We start from the raw sequence: 11,988 nt of genomic DNA, 5'->3' as shown, positions 1-11,988 counted from the left end.
GCCCAGGCGCGACTGTTCGGCCATCGGCAGTGCGTCCATGTCGGCACGCAGCCCGACCGAGCGGCCGCTCGTGCCGTGGCGCAGCGTGCCGACGACACCGGTGCCACCCAGGCCTTCGTGCACTTCGAGCCCGAGCAGGCGCAACGCCGCCGCGACGATGCCGGCGGTGCGCCGCTCCTGGAAGGCCAGCTCCGGGTGGGCATGCAGGTCGCGGCGCAGGGCGACCAGGTCGGGCATCAGGTCGTCGATCGCAGTGGCGGGGATCTGTTCTTCAAGCATGGCCGAGCTTAGATCCGGTGCAGCGGCCATCCACAGCAGCGCTCGCTGTTCTGCGGGGCCGGCACGACAGATTCTTGCGAAGTCCGGCGCACATCCGGCACGCCCTCAAGCGGCGCTTCATGTCTACTTTCGTTCGCCTTGCCAGGCCTCAAAGGACACACTGAATGAACCCCGTCATCGAGCGCCTCACGAACGCCGGCCACCTGGATCGCGTCTTCATCGGCGGTGAGTGGTGCACTCCGGCGGGTGCGGCCCGCAGCGCCGTCACCAACCCGTCGACGGAGCAGGCCGTCGCGGAGATCGCGCTGGGCAATGCGCAGGACGTGGACGCCGCGGTGGCCGCAGCCCGGCGGGCGTTCACCACCTGGTCCGTCAGTGCGGTCGAAACCCGGGCCGCGTTGCTCGACCGCATGCACGCCTTGATCCTAGAGCGCGCGGAGTGGTTCGCGCAGGCCATCTCGTTGGAAATGGGCGCCGCCATCAGCGTCGCGCGCAGCACGCAGGTGCCCATTGCCGCAGAGCACATCCGCGTGGCGCGTGACCTGGCACGCAGCTATCCCTTCCTGACCCATCGCGAGGGTGTGTCCATCCTGCGCGAACCCATCGGCGTGTGCGGGCTGATCACGCCCTGGAACTGGCCGCTTTACCAGATCACCGCCAAGGTCGGCCCCGCGCTGGCGGCGGGGTGCACGGTCGTGCTGAAGCCCAGCGAGCTGTCGCCCTTGAGCGCGCTGCTCTTCGCCGAGGTGATGCGCGATGCCGGCGTCCCTGCCGGCGTGTTCAACCTCGTCAACGGCGAGGGGCCGGAGGTTGGCGCAGCGCTGGCGTCGCACCCGGATGTGGACATGATCTCCATCACCGGCTCGACCCGCGCCGGCGTGCTGGTGGCCCAGGCGGCCGCGCCGACGGTCAAGCGGGTCGCGCAGGAACTGGGCGGCAAGTCGCCCAACATCGTTCTGCCCGACGCGGACCTCCCGCGCGCCATACCTCTGGGCGTGGCCGCGGCCTTCCGCAACGTCGGCCAGTCCTGCAGCGCCCCGACCCGCATGATCGTGCCGCGCGAGCGGCTGGCGGAAGTCGAGCGACTCGCGAATGAAGCGGCAGAGGCGCTCGTCGTGGGTGACCCGCGCTTGCCGCAGACGACGCACGGTCCGGTCGCCAATCGCGCCCAGTTCAACCGCGTGCAGGAAATGATCGAGGCCGGCATCTCAGAAGGCGCCCGGCTCGTCTGCGGCGGCCCCGGCCGGCCGCCCGACCTGGAGCGCGGCTTCTACGTCCGCCCGACCATCTTCTCCAGCGTGCAGCCCCGTATGCGCATCGCGCAGGAGGAGATCTTCGGGCCGGTGCTGGCCATCATTCCCTACGACAGCGTGGACGAAGCCGTGGAGATCGCCAACGACACGGTCTACGGCCTGGGTGCCCATGTGCAGAGCCAGGATCTCGGCGCCGCGCGCGCCGTCGCTGCCCGGATCCGTTCCGGACAGGTGCACATCAACCACCCGGCCTGGAACCCACACGCCCCCTTCGGCGGCTACAAGCGGTCGGGCAACGGCCGCGAGTACGGCGTCGAAGGCCTGCAGGAATACCTGGAAACCAAAGCCATTCTTGGCTACATGAACGAGGAGCCAACATGACCGCAGCCCTGCTGCTGCACCGCGCCCACGGTGCCCCCATCTCAACCACTTTCTGCAAGGCGGCCTTCGGCAAGGACGACCCGTTCGCATCATGTCGCGAGATCGCCTGGGAAGGACCCGGCGCGATGATCGCCGGCCGGGTCAACTTCACTGGCGATATCGACGTGGCCAGCTTTCCTCATACCGAGACCCTCGTCGTCGTGGCGGGCCAGCTGACGCTGACAGCGGCTGGCGCGGCGCCGCTGGTGCTCGGTCCCGAGGCGGGCGCCGTCATTGCACGGGGGACTGCGGTGYGCATCCAGGCCGGGGTTGGCGTGCGCTTCGTGTGCTGCGCGGCCGCAAGTGATGGCCCATCGGCGCCCGGCATCACGCCCTTGCACGCCGAGGCCGACCTGAAGCCCTCCAATCCGCCACCGGCGCAAACGCTGCTGGGCCCGAGCCCGGCCTGCCGCAGCGACAACGTCTTCACTGAGGAGCAGACGCAGTACCGCGCCGGCACCTGGGACTCGACGCCCTACCACCGCGTCGTCCGTCCGCATCCCCTCAACGAATTCATGCATCTGCTGGCCGGCAACGTGCGATTCGCCAGCCCCGACGGCAGCGTGCTGTCGGCGGGCGCTGGCGATGCGCTTTTCGTGCCGCAGGGCGCGCCCATCGGCTGGGAGAGCCACGACCACGTCGCGAAGTTCTACGTGGTGCAAACCGTCCCGGCCTGAAACGACTGTCAAGATCCAATATGTCCCAGCCATTGCACCTCATCGAGACCTCGCCCAAGCCGCCGGCCAGCGCCGACGTTGTCGTGATCGGCGGCGGCATCATCGGTGTCTTCACCGCCTACTACCTGGCCCGGCGCGGCCTGTCGGTCGCCGTGGTCGAGAAGGGTCTCATCGGCGCCGAGCAGTCGAGCCGCAACTGGGGCTGGTGCCGCCAGCAGAACCGGGACGCCCGCGAACTGCCGATGGCCACCAAGAGCCTCGAACTCTGGGATCAGTTTGYCGCCGACACCGGCGAGGACACGGGCTTCAAGCGCTGCGGCCTGCTCTACCTGAGCGACGACGAAGCGCAGATTTCCGGCTGGGCCAGCTGGCGAGAGCTGGCGAAGACGGCTGGCGTGACCACCCACATGCTCAGTAGCCGCGAGGCGTCGGAGCGGGGCCAGGCGACCGGCCGCGCGTGGAAGGGCGGCGTCTTCTCGCCGAGCGACGGTACGGCCGACCCGGCCAAGGCGGCACCTGCCGTGGCAGCCGCGCTCATGAAACTCGGCGGCACCGTCCACCAGAACTGCGCCGCTCGCGGCATCGAGCTGGAAGGCGGCCGCGTCAGCGGCGTCGTGACGGAAGCCGGGACCATCAAGACCCGCACCGCGGTTCTCGCGGGCGGTGCGTGGGCGTCGTCGTTCTGCAACCAGCTTGGTGTGCAGTTTCCGGTCGCCACGGTGCGCCAATCCATCGTGCGCCTGGCACCGGTGGAACAGCGCCTGCCGGACGCCCTGGCGGGCCCGCGCGTCGCCGTCACCCGTCGGCCCGACGGCCACTACGTCCTGGCCATCAGCGGGCGTGGGCGCGTCGACCCCACGCCGCAGTTGATGCGCTTCGCGCCACAGTTCATCCCGATGTTCGCCAAGCGCTGGCGCAACGTGTTTCCCGGCGGCTGGGAAGGCATGCGCTGGGGCCACGAGACCCGCGCACGCTGGAAGCTGGACGCGCCCACACCCATGGAACGCGCGCGGATCCTCAACCCGAAGCCCGACCCTGCCGGGGTTCGCGAAACCCACCGCCGTGCCATCGACTTGTTGCCGGCGCTGCGCGACGCCCGCATCGCCAGCACCTGGGCGGGCTACATCGACAGCACGCCCGACGGCGTGCCGGGTATCGGGGAACTGCCGCAGATGCCCGGCTTCATTCTGGCCGCGGGCTTTTCCGGCCACGGGTTCGGCATCGGCCCCGGCGCAGGCCACCTGATCGCCGACCTGGTCACAGGGGCCCGGCCGATCTTCGATCCCGCGCCTTTCAACCCCGCACGGTTCAACGAGTCGTCCTGGGGCAAGGTGGCTGATTTCTAGTGCCAAGCGTGTCACTGCAGGCATGCAGCTGGCTGCGGCCTTCCCCGCATCAATGTGAAAGCCGCAGGCACGACGAAAAGGGACAGCAGCGGCGCCGTCAACATGCCGCCAAGCATGGGCGCGGCAATCCGGCTCATGACCTCGGAGCCGGTGCCCGAGCCGCAGACGATGGGCAGCAGGCCGGCGAGGATCACGGCCACCGTCATTGCCTTGGGCCGCACCCGCAGCACGGCGCCCTCGCGGACGGCGTCGAGCACCACGTCCCGCGTCATGGGCATGCCGGCGCGCACCCGGTCTTCGAGCGCGTGCTTGAGGTACAGCAGCATCACCACCCCGAACTCCGCCGACACGCCCGCCAGCGCGATGAAACCCACGCCAGTGGCCACGGACAGGTTGTAGTCCAGCAGGTAGAGAAACCAGACCCCGCCGGTCAACGCGAGCGGCAGCGTGGCCATGATCAGCGCAGCCTCCTCGGCACGCCGGAACGTCAGGTACAGCAGCACGAAGATGATGAGCAGCGTCGCCGGCACGACGAGCTTCAGCCGCTCATTGGCGCGCTCCATGTACTCGAACTGCCCGGAGTACGCCAGGCTCATGCCCGGTTCCAGGCGCACCTGCTGGGCCACCGCGCGCCGCAAGTCACCAGCGACCGACGCCAGGTCACGGCCGCGCACGTCGACGTAGACCCAGCCGGATGGCCGGGCGTTCTCGCTCTTGAGCATGGGCGGGCCGTCGACAAGCGCGACGGTGGCCAAGCTGCCCAGCGTCACCTGCTGGCCGCCGGGTGTGAGCACCGTCAGGTTGCGCAGCTTCTGCGGCGTGTCGCGCAGTTCGCGCGGATAGCGCAGGTTGATCGGGAAACGGGCCAGTCCTTCGACGGTCTCGCCGACGTTCTCGCCTCCGATGGCGCCTGACACCACCGCCTGCACGTCGCTCACGTTCATGCCAAACCGCGCCGCTGCCGCCCGGTCGATCTGCACGTCGACGTAGCGGCCGCCAGTCAGTCGCTCGGCCAACGCCGAGCTGACACCGGGCACATTCTTCGCCACCGCCTCGATCTGGGCAGCGACACGATCAATGGCGGTCAGATCCGTGGCGGAGACCTTCACGCCGATGGGGCTCTTGATGCCAGTGGCCAACATGTCGATGCGGTTGCGGATCGGTGGGATCCAAATGTTGCTCAGGCCAGGCACCTTCACCGTGCGGTCTAGTTCCTCCACCAGCTTCTCCGGCGTCATGCCCGGGCGCCACTGGTCGCGCGGCTTGAGCTGGACGGTGGTCTCGAACATCTCCAATGGCGCCGGGTCGGTGGCGGTCTCGGCCCGCCCGGCCTTGCCGAACACCCGTTGCACCTCAGGCACCGTCCTGATCATGCGGTCGGTGATCTGCAGCAGCTCGGCGGCCTTTTGGGCCGACAGGCCAGGGAGCGCCGATGGCATGTACAACAGGTCGCCCTCGTCCAGGGGCGGCAGGAACTCACCCCCCAGGCGCATCAGAGGCCATAAGGTTGTCGCGAACGCCGCCACGCCCACCACGATCGTGGCTTTGGGCCAGCGCAGCACGACTTCCAGCGCCGGCCGATACATCGCGATCAGCCCCCGCGTGATCGGATTGCGCCGCTCGTCCGGGATGCGTCCGCGAATCCAGTAGCCCATCAGCACCGGGATCAGCGTGACCGACAGGCCCGCGGCAGCCGCCATGGCATAGGTCTTCGTGTAGGCCAGCGGCCCGAACAGCCGACCCTCCTGCGCCTGCAACGTGAAGACCGGCACAAAGGACAGCGTGATGATCAGCAGCGAGAAGAACAGCGCAGGCCCCACCTCGACGGCAGCGTCGGTGATGACCGCCCAGCGGGCCTCACCCTTCAACTCTTCATCCGGGTGCGCGTGCTGCCAAGCCTCCAGCTTCTTGTGCGCGTTCTCGATCATGACGACGGCCGCATCCACCATGGCGCCGACGGCAATGGCGATGCCGCCCAGCGACATGATGTTGGCGTTCAGCCCCTGGTATTGCATGACCAGGAAGGCCGCCATGACGCCCAGCGGCAGCGAGATGATGGCTACCAGCGCGGAGCGCAAGTGCCACAGGAACACCGCACAGACGATCGCGACCACGATGAATTCCTCGACCAGCTTCATCGACAGGTTGTCGATGGCGCGCTGGATCAGCGAGCTGCGGTCATAGGTCGTGACGATCTCGACGCCTTTGGGCAGGCTGGCCTGTAGCTGCTTGAGCTTGTCTTTGACCGCGGCAATGGTGGCCTGGGCGTTCTTGCCGGTGCGCAGGATCACCACGCCGCCCACCGCCTCGCCTTCGCCATCCAGCTCAGTGATGCCGCGGCGCATCTCCGGGCCGATCTGGACGGTGGCGACCTGGCCCAGCAACACCGGCACGCCATTGCGGCTGGCCAGCACGATGCTGCGGAAGTCGTCCAGTGACTTGAGGAAGCCGCTGGCGCGCACCATGTACTCGGCCTCGGCCAGTTCCAGCACCGCGCCACCGGCCTCCTGGTTGCCGTTCATCAGCGCCTCGCGCACCTGGTTGTGCGTGATGCCGTAGGCGACCAGCTTGGCCGGATCCATGACCACCTGGTACTGCTTGACCATGCCGCCGACGGTGGCGACCTCGGCGACATTGGCGACGGCCTTCAGCTCGAACTTGAGGAACCAGTCCTGCAGCGCGCGCAGCTGCGACAGATCGTGCTGCCCGCTGCGGTCCACCAGCGCGTACTGGAACACCCAGCCCACGCCGGTCGCATCGGGCCCAAGCGAAGGCTTGGCCGTCGTCGGCAATCTGCCCTGGACTTGGTTCAGGTACTCCAGCACCCGTGAGCGTGCCCAGTACAGGTCCGTGCCGTCCTCGAAGATCACGTAGACGAAGGAGTCCCCGAAGAACGAGAACGCACGCACGGTCTTGGCGCCCGGCACCGACAGCATGGTCGTCGCCAGCGGGTAGGTGACCTGGTTCTCGACGATCTGCGGCGCCTGGCCGGGGTAGCTGGTGCGGATGATGACCTGCACGTCCGACAGGTCCGGCAGCGCGTCGATGGGCGTGGAGCGCAACGACAGCACGCCGGCGACAGCGAGAAAGAGCGTGGCCAGCAGCACCAGGAAGCGGTTGCCGACCGACCAGCGGATCAGTGCGGCGATCATTGGGCGCCTCCCTTGGGTTCAAGGCGCAGCGCGGCGCTGGCGGCAGGCGCACCGGGGCTCGCCTGCCGCTGCATCACCCCCTGCATGCTGGCCTCGGAATCGATGAGGAACTGGCCCGAAGCGACAACCTGCTGGCCCGGCTGCAAGCCCTGCAGGACCTCCAGCTTGTCGCCCAGCTCGCGGCCCAGGCGAACCTGGACCGGCGTGAAGCGCCCGGGCTGCTCGACGACGTAGACCACCACGCGCTGGCCGGTGCGGATGACCGCCTCGGCGGGGACGACCAGTGCTTCCTCGCTGGACCCGCCCAGCCGCATCGTTGCAAACATGCCGGCCCGCAGGCGCCCCTGGGGGTTGCGCAACTCGACCCTGACGCGCAGCGTGCGCGTCTCGCTGCTGGCCTCCGGCAGCACCGCGCTGATCTTGCCGCGCAGCGTCTCGCCCGGGAAAGCCGTCAGCACCACATCGACCGGTTCGCCCACCCGCGCCATGCCGGCCTGAGCTTCGGGCAACGCAGCCTCGATCCAGACCGTGGACAGCCCGGTGATGCGGGCCAGGCTCATACCTTGGGACACCGTCATGCCCGGACGGACCATCAACTCCTGCACCAGGCCTCCGGTGGGCGCATGCACCGTCGTCAGCGCCTGGACTTGACCCGTTCGCTCGACCTGCTGGATGAGGGAAGCTGGCATGCCCATGAGCACGAGGCGCTGGCGCGCCGCGCTAGCCAGGGCTTCGTCGCCGGTACCGCGCACCGCCAGGAACTCCTGCTGGGCGCCGGCCCATTCCGGCACGAGCAGTTCGGCAATGAAGGCGCCGGCGGCCACGACGTCACCGGGTGCCAGGCGGGCGACTCGCTGGACGAAGCCTGCCGTGCGGGCCTGCAGGATCGAGATATCGCGTTCGTTGAGCTGGACGGTGGCTGGGACTTGCAGCGCGGTGCCGATGCGCTGCTTTTCTGCAGTTGCGGTGCGCACACCGAGCATCTGGGCCACACGGGGATCGACGGCCACGCCGCCGGTCGGTGCGTCGTCTGCATATTTCGGGACCAGCTGCATGTCCATGAAGGGCGACTTGCCGGGCTTGTCGAATTTCTGCTGCGGCGACATGGGGTCGTACCAATAGAGCACCTTGCGGTCACCGGTCACCGCGCCGCTGGCGGCGGCTGGCGAGGTTGCGGAATGCCCGACAGGCGATACCCCGGCGCGCCACTGTGCGACGCCATAGCCAAGCCCGGCGCCGAGGGCGACGAGGACCATGGCCGCGGCAGACAACTTGCTGTTGGAGGTCATGGGGTCACTCCGCAATGAGATAGGCCAGGCGGGCCTGCTGCGCAAGCACCTGGGCTTGGAGAGCGAGATCGCGCAACTGCGCCTCGATGGCGTTCTTGCGCGCGGCGAGCACGGCACCGAGGTCGGCACGACCCGACTGGTAGCTGGCCAGCGTCACTTGGGCGCGCTCCTGCGCGAGGGGCAAGGCGACGCTGCGCTGGCGCTGCTGYACGCGCTCCAGGCGCTGCAGCTCGGCCACCTGGCCGTCGACGTCGGCACGGATTCGGCGCAATGCGTCCTCGCGTTCGGCCTGCAGCCGTTCTACCTCCTTCTGGCGCGAGGCGATCACAGGTTCCTGACGGGTGGACTTGGAGACCGGCAGCTCGAACGTCAACTGGAAGGACACCAAGTCCCCGAAGGACCGGGCACGGTTGCCGTAGGCCACCTCCCAGCCCCAATCCCCTCGGCGCATGGCCACGGCCTCATCGAGATCAGCACGGGCCATGGCCAGCATCGGGTTGAAGGCGAGAAGCTCGGCGTGCCGATCAAGCCCGCCCAGCAGCCGCGCAAGATCGGGGCGCAAGAGGGGCGCCTCGGAACCTGTGGTCAGGTCAGCCTGCTCCCCCGTCCACCGACGCAACTGGGCGCGTGCCTGCTCGAAACCGGCCTGAAGCTCGTCCTTGCGGTCGGCCAGGTCCAGCAACTCCTGGCGTGCCATCAGCGCGTCGGCAGGTGTTGTGGCGCCAGAAGCCACGCGCGCGGCCAGGGTGTCCTGCAGGAGTCGGTTCTGCTGCTCAAGGGTGGCAAAGGCGGCGAGCTTGCGCTCGGCGAAGTGCAGATTGAGCCAGGCCAGCGCGGCCTCGCGCCTCACGGCCAGACGTTCGGCCTCCAGCATCGCTCGCTCGCGTTCCGCCCTGGCGCCGGCAGCGTCGCGCCGTGCTGCCCGCTTGGCAGCGTTGGGCACGTCCTGCATGACGCCGACCCGGCGCATCGTCATCGATTCCCGGTTCCAGCTGAACCGCTCCGGCCCCGAGATCGGAAAGTTCTCGACGCCAACCGCCAGCTTCGGATCGGGCAGTTGCCCTGCAGCCGCGCGTGCCTGTTGCGCGCCGTCGGCGGTGGCCTGTCGCGCCGTCAGCGCCGCCGAGCGTTGCTCGGCCAGCAGTTGCGCCTGCTCGAAGTTCAGTGGTGCGGCATGGGCCGCTGGGGCGGCCAGGAAGACGGCAACCACGAAGGCGGCCGCGACGAGAGGACGGGACTGCAATCCCGCCCGTAAAAAGATGGCCATGAAGGCTCTCCACAAAGACCCTGGAAGCGATCGAGCACGATCGCGAGACGTGGTCGCACCGCCGCGAACGCGGCCGCGCGAGCGTCAGGGCTCAATTGCGGAAGACTTGGAGGGCGAGATAGACCGGCAGCGTGCCGTCAGGCGGGCCGGTATGGGCGGTGATCACCGCCGGAAGTGCCTCGGCCGCTTCGGGCGGCAGCCAGAGGGCCAGGCGGGTCAGCAGCGGGTCGAGGATGACCGTGGGCGCCAGATCCGGTGCAGGCACGTTGCTGACCGTCTGCTTGTCGCGGTCGCAGTGCGCCTTGCACAGCTGCGGCTGTTCGGTGTCCATCGCGGACATCTGCTCGCAATCGGTCATGCCGGCCATGCCGGCGATCGATGAGCCCGCGGGTGCGGGCGCCGGGCAAGCATAGGCCGCGGTGGCAAGTTGAAGACACACCATGACCGTTGCGAGCAAGCTCGCGATGCAACGCAGGTAGGCCTTCCTCACTTTCATGTCGCGAGTCTAGCGGCGCCGTGAAGCGGCACGAGGGCATGACCTTGCGCCAGCGCAAAGGAAAGCGTCATATCGCCTCCGAGTCAGGTCAAGGGGGCGTTTTTCGCTACGTGGCCACGCGCAGGCGTGCGGCGATCGCCTCCATCTGGTTGATCTCGGCACGTTGTGCCTTGACGATCTTGTCGCACAGCGCGAGGAGCTCTGGGTCGGCGAGCCTCGCCTCCCGACACATGAGGCTCTGGTGGTCACCGCGATGACAGTCAAGGTTCCCACATTGGCAAGGTCAAGAGGTCGTGGCGATCCGTCACTTTCTGAAGAGATTCTTCGCTTGCTGGGCTTGACCTTCCCACTGTGGGAGGCTCGAAAGTCCAGCTGTCATCAACCCAGTCCCAGGAGGACACCATGATCGCCTTCGAAGTCAACGACATGACCTGCGGTCACTGCGTCAGCACCATCACCAAGGCACTGAAGGCCGTGGACCACGCCGCCAAGGTGCAGATCGACTTGGCAACGCATCGCGTGCTGGTCGAGCCCAACTCCGCCGATGCCGATGAGCTGGCCGAGGCCATCAAGGACGCGGGATACAGCCCGACACCCGTCGCGCCGATCAACGTCACGACCGAAAAAACGACAAGTAGTTGCTGCGGCTGCGGTAGTCGCTGAATCAAAGACGGCTTCGGGTGTAGGTGTGCTGGCTGGCAATGGCCGGCTTGGCCGCCTTCCTCGGCTGGCGCATCTCTGCAGGATGAATTGGAGAACACGATGGACCATCGTCACCATGATCACGACACGCATTCCGCAAGCCCTTCGCAACCCGGTGGCGCCACGATCTACACCTGCCCGATGCATCCCGAGATCCGGCAGGACCACCCGGGCAATTGCCCCAAGTGCGGCATGACCCTGGAGCCGCTGATCCCGGAGGCGACAGCGGAAGACGACAACCCGGAGCTGCGGGACTTCTCCCGCCGTTTCTGGTGGACCCTGCCATTGAGCGTGGTGGTCATGACTCTGGCGATGGCCGGGCATCGGTTCGGCCTCATGAATCCTGCTCAGCAGAGCTGGCTTGAGCTGGTCCTGGCTTTGCCGGTCGTGTTGTGGGCCGGCGGGCCCTTTTTTGATCGGTGCTGGCAGTCCCTGGTTCATCGCAGTCCGAACATGTGGACGTTGATCGGTATAGGCACCGGCGCGGCGTTCGTCTACAGCGTGGTCGCGACGGTCGCGCCTGAACTGTTTCCGCCGAGCTTTGCGGCTCATGGCCGGATTGGCGTCTACTTCGAGGCGGCGGCCGTCATCATCTCGCTGACCCTGTTGGGGCAGATGCTGGAACTCAAGGCGCGGTCGCAGACCTCCGCGGCCATCAAGTCACTGCTCGGGTTGGCGCCCAAGACGGCAAGGCGGATCGAACCGGACGGCAGCGAATCAGATGTCCCGCTCACGCATGTGCACGTCGGCGACCGCCTGCGCATCCGCCCCGGCGAGAAGGTCCCCGTGGACGGCGTCGTCATCGAGGGGACGAGCGCCATCGACGAGGCCATGCTGACCGGCGAGCCGGTCCCCGTGACCAAACGCCCCGGCGACAAGGTCATCGGCGCCACCATCAATACCTCAGGTTCACTGGTGATGCAGTCGGAGCGCGTGGGATCGCAGACCATGCTGTCTCAGATCGTGCAGATGGTCGCCCAGGCTCAACGCTCCAAGGCGCCCATGCAACGAATGGCCGATCAGGTGGCCGGCTGGTTCGTGCTGGTCGTGATCGGCATCGCGGTAGCGGCCTTCCTCGCCTGGGGCCTGCTCGGCGGTGAGCAGGGC

Annotated in this window: 10 protein-coding genes and 1 pseudogene; 5 read left to right on the top strand and 6 right to left on the bottom strand. The window is 67.9% G+C overall.

Going from position 1 to position 11,988, the window contains the following annotated elements; all coding sequences use genetic code 11:
- Positions 1-279: pseudogene (locus ACXJKR_RS12580) on the bottom strand (amidohydrolase); the annotation flags it as partial.
- A 164-nt stretch (positions 280-443) separates the two neighbouring features.
- Here ACXJKR_RS12580 and ACXJKR_RS12575 point away from each other — a divergent pair.
- The 3 genes from ACXJKR_RS12575 to ACXJKR_RS12565 are packed head-to-tail and all read left to right on the top strand — an operon-like array spanning position 444 to position 3,975.
- On the top strand, positions 444-1,913 hold the full coding sequence (locus ACXJKR_RS12575; protein WP_457323121.1) for an aldehyde dehydrogenase family protein: 1,470 nt from the start codon (positions 444-446) through the stop codon (positions 1,911-1,913).
- A complete protein-coding gene (locus ACXJKR_RS12570; RefSeq protein WP_457323120.1) occupies positions 1,910-2,629 on the top strand; it encodes a cupin domain-containing protein in 720 nt (239 codons plus the stop codon). Before ACXJKR_RS12575 ends, ACXJKR_RS12570 begins: the two co-directional genes overlap by 4 nt.
- A 20-nt stretch (positions 2,630-2,649) precedes the next feature.
- Positions 2,650-3,975, top strand: coding sequence for an NAD(P)/FAD-dependent oxidoreductase (locus tag ACXJKR_RS12565; protein ID WP_457323119.1), 1,326 nt, complete (start codon positions 2,650-2,652; stop codon positions 3,973-3,975).
- 11 nt (positions 3,976-3,986) lie between these two features.
- Here ACXJKR_RS12565 and ACXJKR_RS12560 read toward each other — a convergent pair whose 3' ends face one another.
- The 5 genes from ACXJKR_RS12560 to ACXJKR_RS12540 all read right to left on the bottom strand — a co-directional run bounded on the left by ACXJKR_RS12560 (position 3,987) and on the right by ACXJKR_RS12540 (position 10,411).
- Entirely contained in the window at positions 3,987-7,127 is a 3,141-nt protein-coding gene (locus tag ACXJKR_RS12560; protein ID WP_457323118.1) for an efflux RND transporter permease subunit, read from the bottom strand.
- The gene (locus tag ACXJKR_RS12555) at positions 7,124-8,416 is read right to left on the bottom strand and encodes an efflux RND transporter periplasmic adaptor subunit (RefSeq protein ID WP_457323117.1); all 1,293 of its coding nucleotides are present in this window, start codon (positions 8,414-8,416) and stop codon (positions 7,124-7,126) included. The genes ACXJKR_RS12560 and ACXJKR_RS12555 overlap by 4 nt, the downstream gene beginning before the upstream one ends.
- 4 nt (positions 8,417-8,420) lie before the next feature.
- Positions 8,421-9,683 carry a TolC family protein gene (locus ACXJKR_RS12550; RefSeq protein ID WP_457323116.1) on the bottom strand — a complete coding sequence of 421 codons (1,263 nt, stop codon included), beginning with the start codon at positions 9,681-9,683 and terminating at the stop codon, positions 8,421-8,423.
- Between the two features lie 91 nt (positions 9,684-9,774).
- Positions 9,775-10,050: a hypothetical protein gene (locus ACXJKR_RS12545; protein ID WP_457323115.1), complete on the bottom strand. Its 276-nt coding sequence runs from the start codon at positions 10,048-10,050 to the stop codon at positions 9,775-9,777.
- A 235-nt stretch (positions 10,051-10,285) separates the two neighbouring features.
- Positions 10,286-10,411 (bottom strand): hypothetical protein, encoded by a 126-nt coding sequence (locus ACXJKR_RS12540; protein ID WP_268795254.1) that lies wholly within the window; start codon positions 10,409-10,411, stop codon positions 10,286-10,288.
- A gap of 170 nt (positions 10,412-10,581) precedes the next feature.
- On the opposite strand from ACXJKR_RS12540, the gene ACXJKR_RS12535 reads away from it, so the two are divergent.
- The gene (locus ACXJKR_RS12535) at positions 10,582-10,842 is read left to right on the top strand and encodes a heavy-metal-associated domain-containing protein (protein WP_457323114.1); all 261 of its coding nucleotides are present in this window, start codon (positions 10,582-10,584) and stop codon (positions 10,840-10,842) included.
- Between the two features lie 99 nt (positions 10,843-10,941).
- Positions 10,942-11,988 (top strand): HAD-IC family P-type ATPase (locus ACXJKR_RS12530; protein ID WP_457323113.1); only part of this gene is annotated, 1,047 nt, incomplete at its 3' end.

Source organism: Roseateles sp. P5_E11, from assembly GCF_054049355.1.
Note: the sequence above shows the minus strand (reverse complement) of the source record. Positions and strands in the feature narration are given on the sequence as shown.

Coding starts and splice junctions, on each gene's coding strand:
- ACXJKR_RS12575 (WP_457323121.1), top strand. CDS start 444: ATGAACCCCGTCATCGAGCGCCTCACGAACGCCGGCCACCTGGATCGC.
- ACXJKR_RS12560 (WP_457323118.1), bottom strand. CDS start 7,127: ATGATCGCCGCACTGATCCGCTGGTCGGTCGGCAACCGCTTCCTGGTG.
- ACXJKR_RS12555 (WP_457323117.1), bottom strand. CDS start 8,416: ATGACCTCCAACAGCAAGTTGTCTGCCGCGGCCATGGTCCTCGTCGCC.
- ACXJKR_RS12545 (WP_457323115.1), bottom strand. CDS start 10,050: ATGGCCGGCATGACCGATTGCGAGCAGATGTCCGCGATGGACACCGAA.
- ACXJKR_RS12540 (WP_268795254.1), bottom strand. CDS start 10,411: ATGTGTCGGGAGGCGAGGCTCGCCGACCCAGAGCTCCTCGCGCTGTGC.
- ACXJKR_RS12535 (WP_457323114.1), top strand. CDS start 10,582: ATGATCGCCTTCGAAGTCAACGACATGACCTGCGGTCACTGCGTCAGC.